This is a genomic window from Erwinia persicina NBRC 102418 (assembly GCF_001571305.1).
Lineage (GTDB): Bacteria > Pseudomonadota > Gammaproteobacteria > Enterobacterales > Enterobacteriaceae > Erwinia > Erwinia persicina.
The window spans coordinates 62,515-85,693 of record NZ_BCTN01000013.1; the positions used below are offsets into that span (position 1 = coordinate 62,515).

Here is a 23,179-nt window from a genome sequence, read left to right on the forward strand (position 1 = left end):
TAATTAAGCCGAACAGGGGTTTTATTGTGCCGCTGCGGGCTGTTTTGAGAAAAATAACGTGACGCGCGCCACTTCAACACCAAACTTTTTCATCGAGGTAACGTTCATCAGGTGCAGGGCATCCTGCTGATAAATCCAGTCGTCGAAGTTCAGTTTATAACTGCTGTCATCGGTTTTCACCGTCATGGTATAGCGCCAGTTGAAGGCGTTGCCGCTGGCATGACCCTTCGCGGTACCAATAATATCGCCTGCGGTACCCACATAGCTGCCGTCAGCCAGGCGGCGAATATGCCAGACGCGGGTCTGCTTCTCGCCGTCATCATAAACGAACTTTTCGTTCAGCGTCAGTGTGTCACCGACCACCTGACCCTGGATGGCCACCTCGAAACGGCGGATCTGCTTGCCGCTGTAATCCTGCACCATGCCCCAGGCGCGGGACTCACCGTTGAACCAGCTAAAAATATCAATCTTTGGCTGGGCCTGCTGATATTCGTCAATCGTTGTACCACAGCCTGACAGCAGCAGGGTGCAGGTCAGTAACAGGGATTTCCACATCATTCACCTCCGGTCAGTTCCCGACGGATATCGGGGTAAGTCGATTGTGGCGAAAGCCAGATATTGAGGAAGGCATCGCGAAAGGCGGTATCAAAGCGCGGCCCGACAGGACGGATAACCGCCTGCGTTCCGGCATCCTGCCAGTAAAACTGCCCGCCGCCGGCATCGCCCTGAAAGGCCAGTCGGTCACCCGGGCTCACGTCTGGCCAGACGGTGGCCAGTGTTTTCAGCCACTGCTGGCGCTGATCCGGCGTCCCTGTTTTTTGTGCCTGCCACTGTTCCAGCGTGGCGTCCAGCAAATCCTGGCGGCTGATATCCCGGCGGTAGGTAATGACCAGCGCCAGTGGCCACTGCTGCGCCTGCCAGCGCCCTCCGGGGGTCAGCAGCTGCGAGTCGTAGACGGTAAACGGTCCCCAGGTGAGCGTGGCCTGACCGACTGTCTGCCAGCGCAGCCAGTCAGCGGCCTGGGTCAGCGGTGAGCACAACAGTAATAACAACAGCCATTTTTTCATCATTTGCTCCGCAGAAGATGGCTGGCTAAGGGTAAATACAGCGCCCAGCCCAGGGCCAGGGCTGCCATAACGACGAGCAGGGGCTGATGCCACTGCAGGCCGCCCAGCCGCTCACCGATAAAATAGGAAAACGGGCCACCCAGCGCGCCGGCCAGCACCTGCCAGAGGCGACCGGGCGCAAAGCGGGTGAGGATCAGCCACCACCAGCAGGCAAACGCCAGCCACAGAGCCATCATCCAGAGCGGTACTGTTTCGCTTTGAGTAAAGCGGAACAGCCCGAGCCGCAGCCACAGGCTGTCCAGTGCTATCCCCAGTAACGCCACCAGCAGCAGCCGGGGTTTGATCCGGCTGGGGCAGAGGAACCAGGCGAACAGCGCCACCCCGCACAGCAGCGGCCAGATACGCGCGCGCAGCGCAACCGCCAGTCCCCAGTAGACATCGAATCCGAGGGTCAACAGCCAGAAGCGCAGGCGGCTCATGCGCGTTGCAGCGTCAGCTGGACGGTGCCAATGGTCTGGGCACGGAAACCGGCTTCGCAGTAGCAGAGATAAAATAGCCACATGCGGCGGAAGCGTTCGTCAAAGCGTCCCTGCGCCAGCTGCGGCCATGCGTGGTCGAAACGTCGCCGCCACAGCTGTAAGGTTTTTGCGTAGTCGGGGCCAATCTCAAGCTGGTCGATCTCGCTAAAATCGCTGACCTCCCGCAGGGTGTTCTGCAGCAGGCTGACCGACGGTAAAAAGCCGCCGGGGAAGATGTAGCGCTGGATAAAGTCCACACCGCGCGCATAGCCATCAAAGCGTTCTTCACTGATGGTAATCGCCTGCAGGGCGAGGCGGCCACCCGGCTTCAGCAACTGCTGGCAGCGTTCGATAAACAGGGGGATATAGCGTTTACCTACCGCCTCGATCATTTCAATCGATACGATTTTGTCGTACTGGCCGCTGAGATTACGATAATCCTCACACAGTACGGTGACGCGATCGCTGAGGCCAGCCGCGGCGATACGCTGACAGCAGTATTCATACTGCTCGCGGGAAATGGTGGTGGTGGTCACCCTGCAGCCGTATTCGCGGGCGGCAAATTCGGCCATCGCCCCCCAGCCGCTGCCAATTTCCAGCAGGTGATCGTGAGGGGTCAGCGCCAGTTTGACGCACAGGCGTTTCATTTTCGCCTGCTGCGCCTGCTCCAGCGTCATCTCCGGTTGCTGGAACCAGGCGCTGGAATAGAGCATGGCTTCATCCAGAAAGGTGGTATAGAAATCGTTACCAAGGTCGTAATGGGCCGCAATATTCCGTTTTGCCTGCCGCACATTATTCCGCCGCAGCGCATGGACCAGCTGGTTAAACGGGGCAGTGAGCCAGCTGAGACGGGCTTCCAGCTTATCGGCCACGCGGATATTTTGTGCCAGCGTGAGGATCACTGCGGTTAAATCCGGGGTTTCCCACTCGCCATCCATATAGGTTTCTGCCGCCGCGATGCTGCCTCCCAGCAGAATGCGGCGATAGGCGCGAGAATGATGAACCATCACTTCGGCCTGCAGCGGTGCCTGGGCATCGCCGAAGAACTGTGTGCCGAGATGGGGATCGTGCAGGGTCAGACCTGCGCCTTTAATCGCCTGCAGCAGGGAAAAAATCACCCGGCGGGAAGCGGAGAAGCGTTTACCCCTTTTTGCACGGCGTGTCAGACTGAGGTCGGTGCCAGTCATGGTTTATTTCTCCGACTTGCTGTGGTCATAGACAGGCGCACCTTTGCGCCAAAGTTTCCACGCCTGCCAGTAAATCGCCAGCGCGGTTCGAACGGTCATCATCGGGAAGCGCCAGAGGAAATGGCGCAGCGTCTGCCGGGTGAGCGGCTGACGGCGTAAATGTAGCGTGGCGTCAAACTCACGGCCTTCGCGGTGGTTTTCAATATGTACGGCCAGAGATTTACCCGGTGGCGACAGCCGCCAGTGATAAACCATATCCATAGGGTTAAAGGGTGAGACATGAAACGCTTTTTGCGTGGTTTCGCTGCCGTCCGGTTTCACCGCGTAGGTGTGGCGCTCGTTCCATGGCGTATTCCGCACTTCGGCCAGCATCCAGCGCAGGGTGTCGGCGGCGTCGTAAAGATAGTAAAGGTTGACCGGATTAAACGAGCAGCCGAAGTAGCGCAGCTGGGTCAGGAGCATCACGCGTCCGGAGAGATGCTCACCCGTCAGGGCAGCAATGCGAGCCTGTGCACGCTGTTTGATGTTGCCGCCGCCGCCGAGAAAATCATCCTCGCTGAAGCTGGCAGCGCACAGACGGCTGCTGCCAATGCCCACATTTTTCAGCAGCGGAAGCTCATCCAGATCAATCAGCGGCATAAAAATACGATAACTGAACTGGTGATCCACCGGCGTAAAGCGGCGGTGGCGCACGTGGCCGCTGTACAGGACGCTGTTCACAGCAGGCCTGCCTGATCCATCGCCACGACCACGTCGAGGGCACTGCGAATACCATCCTCATGGAAGCCGTTATAGCTCCAGGCCCCGCAGAACCACGTGCGGTTCGTTCCGTTCAGCAACAGCCGCTGCTGCTGGGTTCGCAGGCAGTCAGGACCAAACTGAGGGTGGTGATATTCGAAGCGGCGTAACACTTTTGCCGGGTCGATGGTCTGAGTGGGGTTCAGGCTGACGCAGAAGGTGTGTGCAGAGGCAATGCCCTGCAAAATATTCATATTGTAGGTTACGCTGGCACCCTGCTGTTCGCTGTTATCGTCGCTGTCATTCAGGCGATAGTTCCAGCTGGCCCAGGCCGCACGGCTCTTCGGCAGCAGGCTGGTGTCGGTGTGCAGGACCACTTCATTGGCACGATAAGGCACCCCAGCCAGCATCTCACTTTCCTGCTGAGAGGCATCGTGCAGCAGGTGCAGCGCCTGGTCGCTGTGGCAGGCAAAGATCACCTGGTCATAACGTTCGACACCGCGCGCGCTTTCCAGCGTAACGCCCTGTGCATCGCGCGTCACACGGGTGACCGGGGTATCCAGATAGACCTGCATCTGCTGACCTGTCAACTGCATCAGGCGGCGAATATATTCACGCGATCCACCGGGCACGACGTACCACTGCGGGCGGTGAGTTAAATCCAGCAGGCCGTGATGGTTAAAGAAATTGAGGAACTGCGTCAGCGGCATCCGGCGCATTTCACTCAGCGAGACGGACCAGATAGCGGCCCCCATGGGCAGAATATAGTGCCGGGCAAAGAAGTCACTGAACCCCTGTGCGGTGAGGAATTCATCCAGTGTGCCCTGTTCCTGCTGGTGCGTCAGCCACTGCTTACCGCAGCGGTTGAAGCGCACAATTTCAGCCAGGAAACGGTAAAAGGAGGGTTTCAGCAGGTTACTGCGCTGGGCGAACAGGCTGCTGAGCGAATGGCCGTTATATTCGAGTCCGGTACGGGTGTTGCGCACGGAAAAACTCATCTCAGTGGGCTGGCTTTCCAGCCCCAGTTCAGCCAGCAGGGCCAGAAAACGCGGGTAGGTGCGGTCATTAAAAACAATAAACCCGGTATCAATCGCCCAGTTTTTACCGTCCAGCTCAACGTCCACCGTCGCCGTGTGACCGCCGAGTGTGGAGCCTGACTCATAAAGGTGGACTTCCGTGCGCGGGGCTAATTTCCACGCACAGCTCAGGCCAGCAATACCACTGCCAATAATCGCAACGCGCACGATTTACCTCGCTATTTTCTGCGTTAACAGACGCTGAAGGGCCAGGGGTAACCGGGAGGTCACCCGCAGGATAAAAGCAAACAGTGCGGGGAAAGCAATCTCAGCTTTTCCTTTTGCCAGGCCGCGGCGAATAATGCGCGAAGCCTGAACCACATCGACGATCATCGGCATGGCAAAATCGTTGCGCTGCGTCAGCGGCGTGTCAACAAACCCGGGCAGCACCAGGGTAATGCCGACCTGCTGGCGCTTCACGTCCTGGGCCAGGCTGCGGGCAAAATAGGCCAGGGCCGCCTTGGAGGCACCGTAAGCCTCAGCACGGGGCAGGGGAACCATACTGGCGGTGGAACCGACCAGCGCCACGCGGCTGCCGGGCTGCATCTGAGGCAGCAGGCTGTCGAGGCAGTTCACGGGCCCGCTGAAGTTTGTCAGCATCACCCGGTGGACTTTCTCTGCTTCCACCACGCCGTGATCGAGATACTCACAGGTACCGGCACAGAGAATAGCCAGATCGACCAGCTTGCCGCTCAGTGCCGTTCGGGTTTCCGCCAGGTCGGTGATGTCAAAGACGCAGGTTTCAATCTGCGGAAAGGCCTGACGCAGCGTCTCCAGTCGTTCTTCGTTGCGGCCGCAGGCGGTGACATGCCAGCCGTCGGCGGCATAGTCGCGGGCTAGCTGCAGGCCAATGCCGGAGCTGGCTCCGGTGATCAGAACACGATTCATGGTTGCAGCCTCTTTTTGACCAGTCCAATGACGCTGCCGAGCAGCGGCAGCTTCTCGTAGAGCATGGCGCCCATATCGTAATAATCCCGCTGGAAGACGACTTTGCCTTCGCGAAACTGCAGATAACTGCTGCCTTCCAGCGTCTGATCTGCACCGCCCTGTAACGAGGGATGCGCGTACTCCATACGCCACAGTAGCAGCGCATCGCTGTCAAACTCGCGGGTCAGCGTGACGACAAAACGGCAGTAACGCATATTCTTCAGCAGGCTGGCAAAGTACTGCTCAACGACGGCCAGGCCCTGGTGCTCACCGACCGGATCGCTCAGACGGACATCCGGATGGTATATCTCTGCCAGCATCGTCAGACGCGTGCTGTCCAGGGTCTGATAAAACGTCACTAACTGCTGAAGTGCGATCTGCTGCGTCATACCGGATCCCTCACTGGCCGTGTGCGGTAATCGAGAATCCCTGAGCCTGCCACTGGGTTAACTGCTCCTGCTGGCGTTTGGTCAGGGCTTTCTCGGTGAAGACAAAAATATGCTGTCCGGGGAACAGCTCGGGACGCGGCGACTCCAGCGGTTCTGCCAGTACGTCGATACGCCAGCCTTGCTGAGAAAGCCGCCAGGCCTCCATCCACAGCCGCGTGCGGTCAGCGATCCCCCAGCCGATCAGCAGGGCATCTTTACCCGCTTTTTTACGTGAGCCGGTTAAACAGAAGGCAATGTAATCAATTAACGCGCCATCTAATAAACTACACATCGCTCTGGCAGTGTTTTGATCTAACCCCAGTCGCTGACGAATCGGTACGAATACGTTGTCGATCAGCATTTCGGCCGGATTATCTTTTCCTATGGCGGCAATTTTTACCCGTAATTTAGACGGGCGTACCTGGCGGACAACGATCAGCATCTCTTCCTGAATGGCCGCCCATCCATCATCCGTATTAATGTTTTCGCCTTCGATCAGGGCTTTCACCTTGCCGACCGGCACGCCGCTCTCAATCCAGCGTTTAATTTCTTCAATGCGCGCCACATCGTCTTCATCGAACAGACGATGACCTCCTTCTGTACGCTGTGGCTTAAGCAGACCATAGCGACGCTGCCATGCGCGCAGCGTTACCGGATTGATGCCGCAGCGCTCTGCGACGTCTCCGATACTGTACAGTGCCATGAATTACCTCTTACTGACTGTCAGACCTGTTATCAGCCTAACCAATATTATCAGGTTGTACAAAGTATTATTTATTGTACAAGTTGAAATAGTGGAAATGGCCTGTTATATCTCATTTAAGAGATTAATTCCCATATATGAGAAAATAAAGTGGAACATACTCCAACGGAACAACGTCTGGCACAACGCCTTGCAGACCTGCGCCTGGAAAAAGGTTGGTCGCTGGAAACACTGGCCGAGCTTACCGGGATCAGCCGCGCTTCGCTATCCCGCATCGAACGTTCTGAGACCAGTCCCACCGCGTCATTGCTTAACCGTCTGTGTCATGCTTACGGGCTGACCATGTCACGGCTGCTGAGTGAAGTGGAACAGGACGCTGTACAGCTTTTGCGGCCACATCAACAAAACGTCTGGCGCGATGTGGAAAATGGTTATGAGCGCCGGTCGATCTCTCCCCCCGCTCAGACGTTTCATGCCGAGCTGATAGATGCCAGACTGCAGGGCGGTGCGCGCATTGATTACGACATTCCCCCGCTGTCCGGGCTGGAACAACATATCTGGATACTGGAAGGGGTGCTGGAATTTCATATGGAGGGGCAATTGTGGCGACTGGAACAGGGCGACTGCCTGCGCTTTCATCTGTTTGGGCGTAGCACTTTTCATGCGCCTGAGCCTGCCGGGGCGCATTACGCGCTGGTGGTGGCTCGCCCATGAAAACTATCAGTTATCAGTGGCTGGACGCGGCACAGGCCCGACAGGAGATCGCGGCGCTGTGTGATGTGCTGGATGGCTGCGTGGCCGAAGGCGCGAGTATCGGTTTTGTCGATCGCGACTCGCAGCAGTTTAACCGTTTCTGGCTTGATGCGGTTCTGAGCCTGGCCTGCGGGGATAAACAGCTGCTGGTCGCCCGGCGGGAAGGGCGGATTGTCGGTACGGTGATGCTGACGCTGGCCATGCCCGCCAACGGCGCCCACCGCGCCGAGGTGTGCAAACTGCTGGTTCACCCTGAGGCGCGTCGCAGCGGCATTGCCCGCGCGCTGATGCAACAGGCGGAGGCACGCGCTGCTGAACTCGGCCGCAGCCTGCTGGTGTTGGATACCCGCAGCGGTGACGTGGCTGAAACGCTGTACGGCTCGCTGGGGTGGCGGGTGGCGGGGCAGATCCCCGACTATGCCCGATCCACCGCCGGGGTGATGGAGGCAACCACGGTGATGTTTAAGATCCCGGGGAAGGGGATTTAAAGTGCGCGGGGGGAAGCCCTGTCCTGCACGGGATGGCCTGCTGAAACAGCAGGCGCTCCTGCAAGATTAACGTTTGCAGGCTGACGCCGCCGCCATACTGTGTAAAAATACAGGCTTGTTTAGCTGGAAGTGGTTGTCATGGCGTTAACTGTCGCGTTAAAAACGCAAATTGCCGGGTGGTATAAAGCCCTGCAGCAGCAGGTCCCCGATTTTATTCCGCGCGCACCTCAGCGTCAGATGATTGCTGAGGTGGCTAAAACGCTGTCGGGAGATGACGGACGTCATCTGGCCATTGAAGCCCCCACTGGCGTGGGGAAAACGCTCTCCTACCTGATCCCCGGCATTGCCGTCAGCCGCGCCGAAGAAAAACCACTGGTGGTCAGCACCGCTAACGTGGCGCTGCAGGATCAGATTTTCAGCAAAGATTTGCCGCTGCTGAAGAAAATTATTCCCGATCTGAAATTTACGGCTGCTTTTGGCCGTGGACGCTACGTCTGCCCGCGCAATCTCTCCGCCCTGGCCACGGATGAAGAAAATCAGGGCGATCTGCTGCTGTTCCTTGATGACGATATGACCGCCAGCAAGGATGAGCGGGCGATCTGCACCGAACTGGAAAAATCCCTGAAACGCTACCAGTGGGATGGGCTGCGCGATCACTGTGCGGAAAATATCGAAGACTCCCTCTGGCAGCGCCTCAGCACCGATAAAGCCAACTGCCTCGGCAGCAACTGCAACTGGTTCCGTGAATGCCCGTTCTATGTGGCCCGCCGCGAAATTGAAGATGCTGATGTGGTGGTGGCCAACCATGCCCTCGTGATGGCCGCGCTGGAGACCGAATCCGTACTGCCCCCGCCGAAAAATCTGCTGCTGGTACTGGATGAAGGCCATCACCTGCCGGATGTGGCGCGCGATGCCCTGGAGATGAGCGGCGATATTACGCCGGGCTGGACCCAGCTGCAGCTCGATCTGTTTTGCCGTCTGGTGGAGCAGTGCCTGGCGCAGTTCCGCCCCAAGCGGCCGCCGTCTCTCAGCCACCCCGATAAACTGAAAGCGCACTGCGAAGAGGTGCGCGAACAGTTGCAGATGCTGTCGCAGATCCTGGGGCTGTATCTGCCGCCGGACAGCCAGGAAGGGGAGTATCGCTTTGAGATGGGGCGACTTCCCGACGAGATCCTGACGATCTGCGCCCGGCTGTTTAAACTCAGCGATGCGCTGCGCGGGCTGGCGGAAGGGATGATGAATGACCTCAGCGAGAAGAGCGGGCAGTTTGACGTGGTGCGTCTGCACCGCACACTGATTCAGATGAGCCGTGCTCTGGGCTGGTTTGAAGCGACCAGCAAGCTGTGGCGGCTGGCAGCGATGGAGCAGGCCTCCGGTGCGCCGGTATCCAAATGGGTGACGCGGGAAGTACGTGACGGTTCGGCACATCTGCTTTTTCACTGTGCCGGCATCCGCGTCAGTGAACAGCTGGAAAAATTACTGTGGCGTAAGATCCCTCACGTGGTGGTGACGTCGGCCACGCTGCGTTCCCTCAACAGTTTTCAGCGCCTGCAGGAGATGTCCGGGCTGAGTGAAAAACAGGGTGACCGCTTTGTCGCACTCGACTCCCCGTTTAATCACGTGACGCAGGGGACGCTGATTATCCCGCAGATGAAATATGAGCCGATGCTGGCCAATGAAGTGATGCATCTTGCTGAAATGGCGCACTTTTTCCGTCATCAGATTAAGCTGGCCGCCCATAAAGGTATTCTGGTGCTGTTCGCCAGTGGTCGCGCCATGCATCAGTTTCTCGCCTACCTGCCCGAGCTGAGGCTGATGATGCTGGTGCAGGGGGATAAACCCCGGCCTGCGCTGGTGGCGCTGCACCGCAAACGCGTGGAGCAGGGGGAGACCAGCGTGCTGGTGGGGCTACAGTCCTTCGCAGAAGGGCTGGATCTGAAGGGGGATCTGCTTTCCCAGGTGCATATTCATAAAATTGCTTTCCCCCCGATAGACAGTCCGGTTATTTTGACGGAGGGCGAGTGGCTGAAAAGCCTGAAGCGCTATCCGTTTGAAGTGCAAAGTCTGCCCAGTGCCTCGTTTAACCTGATCCAACAGGTGGGCAGGCTGATCCGCAGCCATGACTGTTTCGGCGAGATTGTGATTTATGACCGCCGGCTGATCAGCAAAAGCTATGGCGCACGTCTGCTGGGGGCGCTACCGGTGTTCCCGATTGCGCAGCCACCGATGCCGGAGGGTGAACTGCCCAGGGCCGTCGCACCTGCGGTGAAAAAGAAGCCCGCAGCGCGCCGGCGTCGTTAACCCCCTTAACTCTGACTGAGCATAAGCATGGAATATAACAAGATTATTAAAGAAGTCGGACGCGGTAAGAATCACGCCCGTCATCTTGATGCTGACACCGCACATCAACTTTATCGCTGCATGCTGGCCGGTGAGGTACCCGATCTGGAACTGGGTGCGATACTGATTGCCCTGCGCATAAAGGGTGAAGGCGAAGATGAAATGCAGGGATTTTACCGCGCAATGCAGGAGCAGATGCCGCGCCTGACCCCACCTGCAGACCGGCCGATGCCGGTGGTGATCCCCAGCTATAACGGGGCGCGCCGTCAGGGCAATCTGACGCCATTACTGGCGCTGCTGCTGTCGCACCTTGGCTTCCCGGTGGTGGTACACGGCGTCAGCGATGACCCGACGCGGGTGACCAGTGAAGCGGTGTTTGCCGCGCTGGACGTTGCCCCGGTGACGGGGGCAGACGACGCGCAGTCAAGGCTGGATGCGGGGGAGCTGGCATTTTTCACCATTGGCACACTGTGTCAGCCGATGGAGCAGCAGCTGTCACTGCGCTGGCGTATGGGGGTGCGCAACAGTGCGCACACGCTGGCGAAACTGGCGACGCCATTTGCAGAAGAGGCGGCGCTGCGCATTGCCAGCGTTTCGCACCCGGAATACATCCCGCGCGTGGCGGCTTTTTTCAGTGCTATCGGTGGGCGAGGTTTATTACTGAACGGGACGGAAGGGGAGGTCTACGCTAATCCGCAGCGCTGTCCGTCGATCACGCTGATTGCCGGACAAGAGCCGCAGGTGCTGCTGGCACGCCAGGAGGAGACCGTGCTGAATGGCGACCTTCTGCCACAGGCCAAAGATGCCGCCACGACGGCCGCCTGGATCCGCCGCTGTCTGGATCGTGAGGTGCCGCTGCCCGCGTCGCTGCGTCTGCAAATTGCCTGCTGTTATCTGGCCACCGGACGGGCCAGCGATCTGGACGAAGCTTTAGCGCAGATCGCTTCAGCAGGGTATTAAGTGGGCCCGGGACGAGCGGAAAAAAGGCCGTCCCGTTCAAACCCTGTTTTGTGGGCGGCCTTAAACGGATGCCGGTAACAGCTTTGTGACCAGCGCGGTCCACAGCGCAATGCCGGGGCCGATTAATGCATCGTTAAAGTCATAACGGGCGTTGTGCAGCGGAGCTGATGGGGTACTGCCGTCGGCCCCCAGCCAGAAATAGGCGCCCGGGCAGGCCTCCAACATGCAGGCGAAATCCTCCGATGCCATTGACGGGTTAACGTTGAAGTGAACCTGCTCTGCCGGCAGTATCGTCAGTGCTGCATCGCGCACCTGCGCCGCCTCCGTGGCATGATTCGCGGTCACCGGATAGTCAGTCTGATAAACAATACTGCCTTCAATCCCCAGCGGAGCCGTGAAAGTGGTCACAAACTCATCAATCATCTGACGAACCCGCAGGCGCACGTCGGCCTGCAGGCAGCGTAACGTCCCGCGCAGCACCACCGTTTCCGGTATCACGTTGATCGCTTCACCGCCGTTAATCTGCGTAATGCTCACTACCGCTGATGCCAGTGGTGACAGACGGCGCGCGGGAATGGTTTGCAGGGCCAGGATCAGCTGGGCAGCGGCGACAATGGGATCTGCGCCATTTTCCGGCATCGCCGCATGGCAACTGCGCCCGTGCAGGGTAATTTCAAACGAATCGAGCGAGGCCATCATTGCCCCTTCGTTGACCGCCACGTGCCCCGCAGGCAGACCCGGCCAGTTGTGCATCCCATAGACCGCATCCATCGGGAACAGCGTAAATAAGCCTTCTTCGACCATACGACGGGCCCCGCCGAGGTTCTCTTCGGCAGGCTGAAAGATAAAGTGAACGGTACCGCTAAAACATCGGGTGGCAGTGAGATGCCGCGCGGTCGCCAGCAGGATCGCCGTATGGCCATCATGGCCGCAGGCGTGCATCACCCCCGCCCGGGTGGAGCGGTGCGGAGGATTGCCGAGTTCGGTCATGGGCAGCGCATCCATATCGGCCCGCAGGCCGATGGTCGGGCCGGGGCCGTTTTCCAGCGTGCCGACCACGCCTGTTCCGGCCAGACCCCGGTGAACCTGCAGGCCCATCGCCGTTAGCTGGTCCGCTACCGCCTGTGAGGTTTGATGCTCCTGATAGCCCAGCTCCGGATGGGCATGAAAGGCCCTGCGCCAGCCGGTGGCCTCATCAATCAGCGAAACGGGAACGACCATAGGTTACTTCTCCTGTTCAGGGACTCTGCTATCCAGTAGCGGGCAGAAAATAAGTTAGCATAAAACGGGGAAGGATAGGGCAGGGAGTCAGAAAAACGGGCCTGAGAGCCAGGCCCGTCAGGGGCGTTATTTGGCCATCGGCAGAGTCAGCTCATGCCTGCGGGCACAGTCTCTGGCAACCTCATATCCGGCATCGGCATGGCGCATTACACCTGTGGCCGGATCGTTCCACAGCACGCGGCTCAGCCGTGCATCAGCTTCAGCGGTGCCGTCCGCGACAATGACCACCCCGGCGTGCTGGGAGAAGCCCATTCCCACGCCGCCACCGTGATGCAGGCTGACCCAGGTCGCCCCGCCTGCGGTATTCAACAGGGCATTCAGCAGCGGCCAGTCGGACACCGCATCCGACCCGTCCATCATTGCTTCCGTTTCCCGGTTTGGCGACGCCACCGATCCGCAGTCAAGGTGGTCACGACCAATCACCACGGGCGCTTTCAGCTCACCGTTACGCACCATTTCATTAAAGGCCAGACCGGCAAGATGCCGCTCTCCCAGGCCCAGCCAGCAGATACGGGCAGGCAGACCCTGGAAGGCGATGCGCTCCTGGGCCATATCCAGCCAGCGGTGCAGGTTGGTATGCTCAGGGAACAGCGCTTTCAGTTTTGCATCGGTCTTATAGATGTCCTCCGGGTCGCCGGAGAGCGCCACCCAGCGGAAGGGGCCTTTACCTTCGCAGAACAGCGGGCGAATGTAGGCCGGAACAAAACCCGGAAAATCGAAGGCATTTTTGACCCCTTCGTCCAGCGCCACCTGGCGGATATTATTACCGTAATCCACGGTTGGAATGCCCATATGGCAGAAATCGAGCATCGCCTGAACATGGACAGCCATTGACGCACGGGCGGCTTTTTCGACGGCTTTCGGATCGGACTGGCGGCTGGACTCCCAGCGTGCCAGATCCCACCCCGCAGGGAGGTAACCGTTAATCGGGTCGTGTGCGGAGGTCTGGTCGGTCACGATATCCGGCTTCATACCCCCGGCTTTGGCACGTTGCACCAGCTCAGGCAGGATCTCCGCGGCATTGCCGAGCAGACCGACGGAAATGGCACGTTTTTCTTTGCAGGCCTTATCGATAATCGCCAGCGCCTCATCCACGGAAAATGCTTTGTGATCGAGATAACGGGTGCGCAGACGGAAATCAATGCGGGACTCCTGGCACTCAACGGCCAGCACGCAGGCTCCGGCCAGCACTCCTGCCAGCGGCTGTGCACCGCCCATCCCCCCCAGCCCGGCGGTGAGGATCCATTTCCCCGTCAGGTCGCCGTTGTAGTGCTGACGGCCAGCTTCTACGAAGGTTTCGAACGTACCCTGCACAATGCCCTGTGCGCCTATATAAATCCAGGATCCGGCCGTCATCTGGCCGTACATCATCAGACCGGCTTTATCCAGCTCGTGGAAGTGGTCCCAGGTGGCCCAGTGCGGCACCAGGTTAGAGTTGGCAATCAGTACGCGTGGTGCATCGGCATGGGTACGGAATACGCCCACCGGCTTACCGGACTGGACCAGCAGCGTCTCTTCCGGCTGCAGCGCCTGCAGTGAACGCAGGATCTGCTCGAAGCACGCCCAGTTACGGGCTGCTTTACCAATGCCACCGTATACCACCAAATCCTCCGGGCGTTCGGCCACATCCGGGTCGAGATTGTTCTGGATCATGCGGTAAGCGGCTTCGATCAGCCAGTTGGCACAGTGCAGTTCACTGCCGTGCGGGGCACGGATCGTGCGGGCGACGGCTTTGCTTACGGAATCAGTCATTATTTTTTCCTTTTCAAACAGGCTTAGCGCGCGCGTGCAGGCTGCAGGGCGGCGATCGTTTCTGGCCAGTGGTCTGATGTCGCCCACAGGCGCATCTGCTCAATATCCGGGGCCATCAGGCGATCTTTTTCCAGATAAGCCACACGTTCGCGGACGCCGGCCAGCACCTGCTCCAGCTGTGGAGAGCTTTTCAGCGGACGGATAAAATCAATACCCTGTGCGGCGGCCATCGCCTCAATCCCCACCACGGCAGCCGTGTTAAAGCACATGGCCCCCAGGCGACGGGCCGCATAGGTGGCCATCGAAACGTGATCTTCCTGATTGGCGGAGGTAGGCAGGCTGTCCACGCTCCCCGGGTGGGCGAGGGATTTGTTTTCAGAGGCCAGCGCCGCGGCGGTCACCTGGGCTATCATAAAACCGGAGTTCACCCCGCCATCGTTGACCAGGAAGGGCGGCAGGCCGGAAAGGCCGGTATCCAGCAGCAGGGCAAGCCGGCGCTCGGAAATCGCCCCGATTTCCGCCACGGCCAGGGCGATAATATCGGCGGCAAAGGCAACCGGCTCGGCATGGAAGTTCCCACCGGAGATCACTTCCCCGGTATCGGTAAACACCAGCGGGTTATCGGAGGCGGCGTTCGCCTCGATCTGCAACACTTTTGCCGCATGGTTGAGGTTGTCCAGGCAGGCACCCATCACCTGCGGCACGCAGCGAATAGAGTAAGGATCCTGCACCCGCCCGCAGTTAGCGTGTGATGTCAGGATATGACTGCCTTCCAGCAGCGCAGAGACGGCCGCAGCGACATCAATCTGCCCCTGCTGGCCGCGTGCCTCATGAATACGACGGTCGTAAGGTTTAATCGAGCCTTTGATGGCTTCCAGCGACAGGGCTCCGGCCACCAGCCCGGCAGCAAACACGTTTTCGCCCTCAAACAGGCCGCGCAGCGCCAGCGCAGTCGACACCTGAGTACCGTTCAACAGGGCCAGGCCCTCTTTCGGCCCCAGTACAATCGGTTGCAGACCGGCGAGGGCCAGCCCTTCTGTCGCCGGTATCAGTTTGCCGTTCACGCGGACGTCACCTTCGCCCAGCAGCATCAGCGACAGGTGCGCCAGCGGCGCCAGATCGCCGGAAGCACCGACCGATCCTTTTTCCGGAATACAGGGCATCACTCCGGCATTAAACAGGGCAATCAGGGCATCGACCAGCTCAATGCGGATGCCCGAATGACCGCGTGCCAGACTGATGACCTTGGTCGCCATAATCACCCGCACCACATCATCCGGCAGCAGATCGCCCAGCCCGACGCTGTGCGACAGCACGAGATTACGCTGCAGTTCCGCCAGGCGCTCTGTGGGAATGGTCGTCTGCGCCAGTTTGCCAAAGCCGGTATTGATGCCGTAGGTCACTTTGCCTTCTTTGACAATGGCAGCCACCGTGGCACTCGCCTGCTGAATACGGCTGCGCGATGTGTCGTCCAGCGCCAGTGTGACTCCTCCGCGATAAATAGCTTTTAACGTGGCCAGATCCACCTTGCCCGGCGTCAGCAGGCAATGATGCGTAGTCAGTGACATGGTATACTCCTGTATAGACAACTAGGGTTGTATTGAATTTTGTTAACAAGATGCTAATGAGTGAATCACATACGTATAGTCTTGTCTATACAACCTGCAAGCATTGTGCCAGCTGTGTCACAAAACGGGTGACCGCGACAGGGTGACGATGGATACGCCCTGGAAGGGAAAGGCCACTGGCTGAAACGTTTCTCCGCTGCACCACCTGAGGGCAGAGCGCCGGATAACAGGGCAGGGAGGATGTCTATACATATCAGAATTTAGCCAGTAAACTGCCGTAATCAGAACATTAAGGAAATCTCCATGGTCGGTCAGACTGCCATTTCTCAACTTTCCGCAGCCATGAGCGATCAGCCTGCCCCGATTTACCTGCGTGTTAAACAGGCTATCATCAGCCAGATCAGCGAAGGGGTGTGGAAAGCCAATCAGCGGGTACCGTCAGAGAGCGAGCTGGTCAATGAGCTCGGCGTAAGCCGGATGACCATTAACCGTGCGCTGCGTGAGCTCACCAGCGAAGGCTATCTGATCCGTATGCAGGGGGTCGGGACGTTTGTCGCGGAGGTGAAGGGCTACACCGCTATGCTGGAAGTGCATAACATCGCGGAAGAGATTGCCCAGCGCGGCCACCGTCACAGCTGCAAAATTCTGACGCTGTGTGAAACGAAAGCCGACCCGGAACAGGCCGCCGTGCTGGGGTTAACCCCCGGTCAGCCGCTGTTTCATTCGCTGATGGTGCACTATGAAAATGAGCAGCCGGTGCAGTTGGAAGATCGTCTGGTCAATCCGCAGATGGCCCCGGATTATCTGCAGCAGGATTACGCTAATCAGACGCCCTATACCTATCTGATGCGCGTGGCACCGCTGACGGCGGGGGAGCATATTGTCGAAGCGGTTCTGCCCGATGTTCAGCAGTGCCACCATCTGGCGATTGAGGCGCAGGAGCCCTGCCTGCTGATCCGTCGCCAGACCTGGAGTGACGGGAAAATTGTTACCTATGCGCGCCTGCTCTATCCCGGTTCGCGCTATAAGCTGTTGGGACGCTTTAAAGGTCACGGCTGACAGCCGTTATACTTCGAGCCGCAGAGGCATTGCCTGCTCCCGGGTTTCCAGCGTGCCCCACAGCAGCCGGGCGTCGGCAGAGAGCGGAATAAAAGCCCCGCCGTGGTTCTCCCACCAGGCCCCCTGACCGGCTGACAGCAGCGTTTGCTGATGCTGCCACTGCCCGGCAAGCACATAGACCACGCCCGCCACGGCGCTGGCCGGAGCAAAACGTGCGGTCGTTATGCCAGCCGCCGGGTGATAAGCGCTGCGTCGTGCCATCAGGTTAAAATCAGTGCTGGTCTGACCGCACAGGCGGGCCGCAATCGGTTCTTCTCCGGCAAAAGCAAACGGCTGATGCAGTGCCAGCCGCTGGTACAGTGTGCCATGTCGGTAGAGCAGGACGTCGCCACTCAGCAGCGTAATGATACGGTCGATACCGGGAAACGATGAAAATTCGCCGTCTGCAGCAATAGTGGCGATGCTGATACGCCAGTCAAAATCTGGCGAACCGGGAGGGTAACTGATGATCTCCCGTGTTTCCCCGCCGCCGTTACGCCATGGCGTTACCCTGAGCCTGTTGCTGTCATAAAGATGGATCATCGCAGCGCCTCCAGCGCGTCACGCAGTCCGGCATCCGTCTCTGCCTGGCGGGCATGCTGACCAGCGGTGATACGCTGCTGACCGGCCACGAAGACATCCTGAATTTGCGTGCGCTGCCCGGCAAACAGCCAGCGATTGAGCAGCGATACGTCCGGTGTATTGTCCAGCAGCGCATCCCCGCCCAGCACCAGCCAGTCCGCGCGGAAACCGGGCTGCAGGCTACCTGTTTTCACCCCACAGGCCTGTGCGCCGCCGGCCAGCGCCTGCTGAAAGAGGACGTCGCCCACCGAAGCCTGCTGTGCCGTGACAATCCGGTTGCGGCGGCGATCCCGCAGGCGCTGGGCGTATTCCAGCCAGCGCAGCTCTTCCACGATGTCCAGCGACACATGACTGTCTGAGCCAATGCCCCAGCGTCCACCCTGTGCCACATACTCCGTCGCCGGGAAGATACCGTCACCCAGATTCGCTTCGGTGGTGGGGCACAGACCCGCGACGGCCTGACTGGCGGCAAGCCGGCGGATTTCATCCTCATCCAGGTGAGTGGCGTGAACCAGACACCAGCGAGGGTTGACGTCAAAGCGATCCAGCAGCCAGCTGACCGGCCGTTCGCCGCTCCAGGCCAGTGAGTCGTTAACCTCTTTTTCCTGTTCGGCAATATGGAGATGCACGGGCCAGTCGCCGGGGCTGTTGTCCAGTACCTCCCGCATCTGCCGTTCACTGACGGCGCGCAGGGAGTGGAAACAGACCCCCTGATTATGCAGCGGTCGCCCGGCAATCAGCGTTTGCAGGCGCTGCTGCTGGGCAAGATATTGTTGAGTATCCTGGATAAAACGCTTTTGCCCCGGTTGCGCAGGCTGGCTGCCAAATCCGGCATAGCTGTAGAGTACCGGCAACAGCGTCTGGCCGATGCCGCTCTGCTCAGCGGCGAGGATCAGTTGCTGCAACATGGCATCATCGCAAAAGGGATGCCCGTCGGGCTGATGGTGCAGATAGTGGAATTCGGCAACCTGGGTATAGCCGCCTTTCAACATATCAATATAGAGATGGGTGGCAATCGCACCGACCTGTTGCGGCGACAGGCGCTGCACCATCCTGTACATCAGGTCACGCCAGGTCCAGAAGCTGTCCTGCGGATCGCCGGCGACTTCAGCCAGCCCGGCCATGGCGCGTTGAAACGCATGTGAGTGCAGGTTAGCCATCGCCGGGAGCACAATGCCATTAAGACGCTGTGCGCCCTCTGGCGTACTGTTGGCGGTAGTGGCGAGGATCATCCCCTGTGGGTCGACCTCGATCACAACATTGTGTTGCCAGCCGGCAGCCAGCAGGGCGCGGGGCGCAAAAAAGCGAGTCATGGTTGCTTCCTGTGCATTGTGGTTGTATATACATATACATACTTATGCATTAACAGTAAAGTGCGCAACGTGGGAGAGCGGATGAACCAGCAACTCAACTGTGACCATCTCTGGTATGGGGCTGATATGGTTACCATGCAGGGGGGGCGTTACAGCATCATTGAACAGGGCGCGATTGCCGTCAGCGGCGAAGAGATTGTCTGGGTCGGCCCTGAATCGCACAGCGCTCATATTCAGGCTGACCAGCGCACCGATCTGGGCGGCGGGATTGTGACGCCAGGCCTGGTAGACTGCCATACGCATCTGGTTTTCGGCGGCGATCGCAGCCATGAATTTGAACAACGTCTGAACGGTGTCAGCTACAGCGACATTGCCGCCGCAGGCGGTGGGATCCTTTCCACCGTTCGCGAAACGCGGGCGGCTTCCCAGGCCGGGCTGGTGGCCAGCGCCCGCCAGCGCCTGGTGCACCTGCTGGCCGAAGGGGTAACCACCGTCGAGATCAAGTCCGGCTACGGACTTGAAGTCGCCAGTGAACTGCGCATGTTGCAGGCCATCCGACAGCTGGCGCAGCAGATGCCCGTGCAGATTCAGGCCACCTGTCTGGCCGCGCATGCGGTGCCACCGGAGTATCAGCATCAGCCTGACGCCTGGGTTGACGTCATTTGCGACCAGCTTCTGCCCCAGGTTGCCGCCGCAGGCCTGGCCGACGCGGTTGATGCGTTCTGCGAACATCTGGCGTTTTCGCCCGAACAGGTGCGGCGGGTGTTTACAGCCGCTCAGGCACTGGGGCTGCCGGTGAAGCTGCACGCGGAGCAGCTCTCGCCGCTGGGAGGGAGTACCCTTGCCGCTGAATTCAACGCCCTGTCTGCTGACCATGTGGAATACGCCACAGAAAGCGATGTGGCGGCGATGGCACAACATGGCACGGTAGCCGTCCTGCTGCCGGGGGCTTTCTATCTGCTGCGTGAGACGCAGCGGCCACCCGTTGAGCTGTTTCGCCGCTACCAGGTGCCGATGGCGCTGGCCAGTGACGCTAACCCGGGCACCTCTCCCGCGCTCTCCCTGCGCCTAATGCTTAATATGGGCTGTACGCTGTTTGGTCTGACCCCGGAAGAGGCGCTGGCCGGGGTGACGCTCCACGGTGCGCGGGCGCTGGGACTCGATGACCGTCTGGGATCGCTGGAAAGCGGCAAGCGGGCCGATTTCGTTCACTGGCCGCTTGCCCGTCCAGCTGAACTGGTTTACTGGCTTGGCGGGCAGTTGCCCTGCCGGGTCATCTACAAGGGAGAAGAGCGATGAATGCCTTTCAGTTCAGCGCCGGCACGCTGCCGCTGCTGCTCAGTATTCCCCATGCGGGGACGCAACTGACACCGGAAGTCGAGGCGGGATTAAGCGAAGCCGCCAGGGGCCTGCCGGATACCGACTGGCATATTCCTCAGCTGTACGATTTTGCTCGTGAAATGGGCATCAGCGTGCTGGTGGGTAACTACTCCCGCTTTGTGATTGATCTCAATCGACCACCGGATAATCAGGCGCTCTACACCACGGCCACCACGGGTTTGTATCCGGAAACGCTGTTTGACGGTACGCCCACCTTTATCCCGGGGAAAACCCCAACGCCAGCGCAGCGTGAAGGCTATTTGCACAACATCTGGCAGCCGTACCATAACAACATTCAGCAAGAGCTGGCACGTCTCAAACAGCAGCATGGCTATGCGCTGTTGTTTGATGCCCATTCGATTGCCTCCGTTATCCCGCGATTATTTGACGGCCAGCTGCCGGATATGAACCTGGGAACTAACGACGGCGTCAGCTGCAGCACGGCGATCACCCGGCGGCTGACGGAATGCTGCCAGGCACAGTCTGCGTTTAGCTGGGTGCTGAACGGGCGATTTAAAGGGGGGTATATTACCCGTGCGTATGGCAGGCCAGAAGCGGGTCAGCACGCCATACAGCTGGAGCTGGCACAGTGTAACTACATGGATGAACAGCCGCCTTTCGGCTGGCGTGAGGATAAAGCGGCCAGGCTGCAGCCGTTGCTCAGGCAACTGATCGGCACCCTGCTAAAGGGCCCTCATTAAGCGGTCGCCGCGTCGGGCGCAACATGGTTGCGCCCTTATTTTTGCCCTAGAGCAGCAGGGTTTCAATTTCCCGCCAGTTCTCTACACGCCGGTAACCCGTCACATGACGGTTATGCGGGGCCGAATAGAGAATGCCTTCCCCGCAGAAGTGGGCGAAGTTAATCACATTGTCATCGATCATATAGTCGGCATTGATAATGCTTTTATTGCCACAGAACACGATGTTGCTGGGCTTAATCGCCGGGAAATGGGTCTTCAGCCACTGAAACTTGGCATTAAAAGAGGTCGGGACTTCCATCGCCGCGGTGGTGATAAAGATCTCATAATGTTCACTCAGGCTGGCGATCACCCGCTGGCTGTCGGCAATGACGCCGAGATCGGCAAAGAATGCCGGATCGCCGACCAGCTCAAAAATCTCGACCAGTTTTGCCGGATCTTCCTGATGAAGATTAAACAGGTTGAGCTCATCCAGCGTCAGCTGCTGTGAAAAATGCGCGTTCCATGTGGTTAACATCTTAGGATGAAAATCAGCGATAACTTCATCCATATCGATGGCGATGCGTTTCATAATCACTCCATGACAAACGGTTTTCAGAGCCGCCATCATAGCAAAAAAAGCCCGCCTGTGAGGTCAGCGCGCAGGTTAAGCTCTCAGCTGTTGCGTGCGTCCGGCCTGACCATATCAAAGCGCAGCGCTTCACTGATGGCGTAATAGGCAGAAGGGCCGCCAGCACGCAGGATCGGTTCGGCCTGCGCTGTCTGGTAGATACCCTCGACCAGCAGCGCATCATCAATATGCACCGCCACCACTTCACCCAGAACCAGCCAGCTGGGAATTTGTTCGCCGTCAGCGGTGGTTAACTGAATACACTGAGACAGCCGGCATTCGAAGTTAACCGGGCTTTCCGCCACCATACTGACGTTAACCAGGCTGGCGGGCAGGGCGGTGAGACCGGAATAAGCAAATTCATCTTCGCCGTGGGCCAGCGATGCTGAACTCTCGTTCATCGGAACCGCCAGCGAGCGCGTCGCCAGGTTCCAGACAAACTCACCGGTTTCCACAATATTTGCAACGCTGTCTTTCCAGCCGCTGCTGGCAAAGCCAATCACCGGCGGCCGGTAGTTAAAGCAGTTAAAAAAGCTGTAAGGGGCAAGGTTGCGCTGCCCGGCTGCATTCTGCGAACTGATCCAGCCAATCGGACGCGGGCCAATAATCGCATTCAGCGGATCGTGCGGCAGGCCGTGGCCCTGTTTGGGCTGATAGGAATAACGAGTGCGGGACATACGGGCTCCAAAAATAAACAGGTTAAGACGGAAAAACGTCACCGGTGGTTTACCATTATTATCACAGCAGGTATCTTACGCGCCTGCTGATAAGAGAATTGCCAATGAAAACCCCTGCTGAAAAAAATGTGCTTCACCCACGCAACCGCCATCGCGGCCGTTATGATTTTGCTGCGCTGATTGCCAGCCACCCGCCACTGGCACCGTTCGTGGCGGTCAATAACTGGGGCAGCGAGTCCGTCGACTTTGCCAACCCGGACGCGGTGAAAGCGCTGAACCAGGCGTTACTGCGCCATTTTTATCAGATTGCCCACTGGGATATCCCGGAAGGTTTCCTCTGCCCGCCTGTGCCAGGGCGTGCTGACTATATTCATCATCTGGCTGACCTGCTGGCGGAAGATAACCGCCGCGTCGTACCTCGTGATATTAACGTTCTGGATATTGGCTGTGGCGCTAACCTGATCTATCCGCTGATCGGCCACAGTGAATACCAGTGGCGCTTTACCGGCAGCGAAGTGAATGAGCAGGCAATGACTTCTGCGAATGCCATTATCGCAGCAAACCCGGGGCTCAACCGCGCCATTCGTCTGCGACGTCAGAAAGAGACTAACGCGATTTTTAACGGTGTAATTCACAAAAACGAGCTGTATCAGGCCGTGCTGTGTAACCCGCCGTTCCATGCCTCTGCCGCCGATGCGCACCAGGGAAGCCAGCGCAAACTGCGCAATCTGGGACTCGATCGCCATTCGCCGCTTAACTTCGGCGGGCAGCAGGATGAACTGTGGTGTGAAGGCGGCGAAGTCGCGTTCATCAACCGGATGATCGATGAGAGCGCCCGCTTCGGCCGCCAGTGCGTGTGGTTCACCACGCTGGTATCGCGTAAGGAGCACCTGCCGGACCTGTGGCGGGCACTGGAAGAGGCAGAGGTTGCCGCCATGCGTACCGTGGAAATGGCACAAGGGCAGAAACAGAGCCGCTTCCTTGCCTGGAGCTTTATGGAGCAACCACAGCGTACCCGCTTACTGAGTAAATAAC

24 protein-coding genes are annotated in these 23,179 nt (G+C 58.8%); 8 read left to right on the plus strand and 16 right to left on the minus strand.

The window, feature by feature from the left end:
* Window positions 1-21: 21 nt before the first annotated feature.
* The 9 genes from EPE01S_RS14880 to EPE01S_RS14920 are packed head-to-tail and all read right to left on the minus strand — an operon-like array spanning window position 22 to window position 6,644.
* Entirely contained in the window at window positions 22-555 is a 534-nt protein-coding gene (locus EPE01S_RS14880; protein WP_062746561.1) for a DUF3833 domain-containing protein, read from the minus strand.
* Window positions 555-1,067: a chalcone isomerase family protein gene (locus EPE01S_RS14885; protein ID WP_062746563.1), complete on the minus strand. Its 513-nt coding sequence runs from the start codon at window positions 1,065-1,067 to the stop codon at window positions 555-557. Before EPE01S_RS14885 ends, EPE01S_RS14880 begins: the two co-directional genes overlap by 1 nt.
* On the minus strand, window positions 1,067-1,546 hold the full coding sequence (locus EPE01S_RS14890; protein ID WP_062746565.1) for a DUF2878 domain-containing protein: 480 nt from the start codon (window positions 1,544-1,546) through the stop codon (window positions 1,067-1,069). The genes EPE01S_RS14885 and EPE01S_RS14890 overlap by 1 nt, the downstream gene beginning before the upstream one ends.
* Window positions 1,543-2,772 (minus strand): SAM-dependent methyltransferase, encoded by a 1,230-nt coding sequence (locus tag EPE01S_RS14895; RefSeq protein WP_062746567.1) that lies wholly within the window; start codon window positions 2,770-2,772, stop codon window positions 1,543-1,545. Before EPE01S_RS14895 ends, EPE01S_RS14890 begins: the two co-directional genes overlap by 4 nt.
* A gap of 3 nt (window positions 2,773-2,775) precedes the next feature.
* On the minus strand, window positions 2,776-3,492 hold the full coding sequence (locus tag EPE01S_RS14900; RefSeq protein WP_062746569.1) for a DUF1365 domain-containing protein: 717 nt from the start codon (window positions 3,490-3,492) through the stop codon (window positions 2,776-2,778).
* Window positions 3,489-4,754, minus strand: coding sequence for an NAD(P)/FAD-dependent oxidoreductase (locus tag EPE01S_RS14905; RefSeq protein ID WP_062746571.1), 1,266 nt, complete (start codon window positions 4,752-4,754; stop codon window positions 3,489-3,491). Before EPE01S_RS14905 ends, EPE01S_RS14900 begins: the two co-directional genes overlap by 4 nt.
* A 3-nt stretch (window positions 4,755-4,757) precedes the next feature.
* Complete coding sequence (locus tag EPE01S_RS14910) at window positions 4,758-5,474, minus strand: SDR family NAD(P)-dependent oxidoreductase (RefSeq protein WP_062746573.1); 717 nt, start codon at window positions 5,472-5,474, stop codon at window positions 4,758-4,760.
* Complete coding sequence (locus tag EPE01S_RS14915) at window positions 5,471-5,902, minus strand: nuclear transport factor 2 family protein (protein ID WP_062746575.1); 432 nt, start codon at window positions 5,900-5,902, stop codon at window positions 5,471-5,473. The genes EPE01S_RS14910 and EPE01S_RS14915 overlap by 4 nt, the downstream gene beginning before the upstream one ends.
* A gap of 10 nt (window positions 5,903-5,912) precedes the next feature.
* Window positions 5,913-6,644, minus strand: coding sequence for a MerR family transcriptional regulator (locus EPE01S_RS14920; RefSeq protein WP_062746577.1), 732 nt, complete (start codon window positions 6,642-6,644; stop codon window positions 5,913-5,915).
* A 150-nt stretch (window positions 6,645-6,794) separates the two neighbouring features.
* Between EPE01S_RS14920 and EPE01S_RS14925 the strand changes: the two genes are divergently transcribed.
* The 4 genes from EPE01S_RS14925 to ybiB all read left to right on the plus strand — a co-directional run bounded on the left by EPE01S_RS14925 (window position 6,795) and on the right by ybiB (window position 11,185).
* Window positions 6,795-7,358, plus strand: a complete 564-nt coding sequence (locus tag EPE01S_RS14925) for a helix-turn-helix domain-containing protein (protein ID WP_062746579.1) — start codon at window positions 6,795-6,797, stop codon at window positions 7,356-7,358.
* Window positions 7,355-7,885 carry a GNAT family N-acetyltransferase gene (locus EPE01S_RS14930; protein ID WP_062746581.1) on the plus strand — a complete coding sequence of 177 codons (531 nt, stop codon included), beginning with the start codon at window positions 7,355-7,357 and terminating at the stop codon, window positions 7,883-7,885. Before EPE01S_RS14925 ends, EPE01S_RS14930 begins: the two co-directional genes overlap by 4 nt.
* A 138-nt stretch (window positions 7,886-8,023) precedes the next feature.
* A complete protein-coding gene (gene dinG, locus EPE01S_RS14935) occupies window positions 8,024-10,186 on the plus strand; it encodes an ATP-dependent DNA helicase DinG (RefSeq protein WP_062746583.1) in 2,163 nt (720 codons plus the stop codon).
* A gap of 27 nt (window positions 10,187-10,213) precedes the next feature.
* Window positions 10,214-11,185: a DNA-binding protein YbiB gene (gene ybiB / locus EPE01S_RS14940; RefSeq protein WP_062746585.1), complete on the plus strand. Its 972-nt coding sequence runs from the start codon at window positions 10,214-10,216 to the stop codon at window positions 11,183-11,185.
* Window positions 11,186-11,245: 60 nt separating this feature from the next.
* On the opposite strand, the gene EPE01S_RS14945 is transcribed toward ybiB, so the two are convergent.
* The 3 genes from EPE01S_RS14945 to hutH form a co-directional block, all read right to left on the minus strand.
* Window positions 11,246-12,406 (minus strand): M20 aminoacylase family protein, encoded by a 1,161-nt coding sequence (locus EPE01S_RS14945; protein ID WP_062746587.1) that lies wholly within the window; start codon window positions 12,404-12,406, stop codon window positions 11,246-11,248.
* 126 nt (window positions 12,407-12,532) lie between these two features.
* Complete coding sequence (hutU, locus tag EPE01S_RS14950) at window positions 12,533-14,218, minus strand: urocanate hydratase (RefSeq protein ID WP_062746588.1); 1,686 nt, start codon at window positions 14,216-14,218, stop codon at window positions 12,533-12,535.
* A gap of 23 nt (window positions 14,219-14,241) precedes the next feature.
* A complete protein-coding gene (gene hutH / locus EPE01S_RS14955; RefSeq protein WP_062746590.1) occupies window positions 14,242-15,786 on the minus strand; it encodes a histidine ammonia-lyase in 1,545 nt (514 codons plus the stop codon).
* Between the two features lie 303 nt (window positions 15,787-16,089).
* On the opposite strand from hutH, the gene hutC reads away from it, so the two are divergent.
* Window positions 16,090-16,845: a histidine utilization transcriptional repressor HutC gene (gene hutC, locus EPE01S_RS14960; RefSeq protein WP_062746592.1), complete on the plus strand. Its 756-nt coding sequence runs from the start codon at window positions 16,090-16,092 to the stop codon at window positions 16,843-16,845.
* 6 nt (window positions 16,846-16,851) lie between these two features.
* Here hutC and EPE01S_RS14965 read toward each other — a convergent pair whose 3' ends face one another.
* Entirely contained in the window at window positions 16,852-17,427 is a 576-nt protein-coding gene (locus tag EPE01S_RS14965) for a HutD/Ves family protein (protein ID WP_062746594.1), read from the minus strand.
* Window positions 17,424-18,779, minus strand: a complete 1,356-nt coding sequence (locus tag EPE01S_RS14970) for a formimidoylglutamate deiminase (RefSeq protein WP_062746596.1) — start codon at window positions 18,777-18,779, stop codon at window positions 17,424-17,426. The genes EPE01S_RS14965 and EPE01S_RS14970 overlap by 4 nt, the downstream gene beginning before the upstream one ends.
* 81 nt (window positions 18,780-18,860) lie before the next feature.
* Between EPE01S_RS14970 and hutI the strand changes: the two genes are divergently transcribed.
* Window positions 18,861-20,078, plus strand: a complete 1,218-nt coding sequence (gene hutI, locus EPE01S_RS14975; RefSeq protein WP_062746598.1) for an imidazolonepropionase — start codon at window positions 18,861-18,863, stop codon at window positions 20,076-20,078.
* A complete protein-coding gene (hutG, locus tag EPE01S_RS14980; RefSeq protein ID WP_062746600.1) occupies window positions 20,075-20,860 on the plus strand; it encodes an N-formylglutamate deformylase in 786 nt (261 codons plus the stop codon). Before hutI ends, hutG begins: the two co-directional genes overlap by 4 nt.
* A 46-nt stretch (window positions 20,861-20,906) precedes the next feature.
* On the opposite strand, the gene EPE01S_RS14985 is transcribed toward hutG, so the two are convergent.
* On the minus strand, window positions 20,907-21,428 hold the full coding sequence (locus EPE01S_RS14985; protein WP_062746602.1) for a 5' nucleotidase, NT5C type: 522 nt from the start codon (window positions 21,426-21,428) through the stop codon (window positions 20,907-20,909).
* An 83-nt stretch (window positions 21,429-21,511) separates the two neighbouring features.
* Window positions 21,512-22,144 (minus strand): flavin reductase family protein, encoded by a 633-nt coding sequence (locus tag EPE01S_RS14990; protein WP_062746736.1) that lies wholly within the window; start codon window positions 22,142-22,144, stop codon window positions 21,512-21,514.
* 104 nt (window positions 22,145-22,248) lie between these two features.
* Here EPE01S_RS14990 and rlmF point away from each other — a divergent pair, with 104 nt between their 5' ends.
* Window positions 22,249-23,178, plus strand: a complete 930-nt coding sequence (gene rlmF / locus EPE01S_RS14995; RefSeq protein WP_062746604.1) for a 23S rRNA (adenine(1618)-N(6))-methyltransferase RlmF — start codon at window positions 22,249-22,251, stop codon at window positions 23,176-23,178.
* The last annotated feature ends 1 nt before the right edge of the window (window position 23,179 follow it).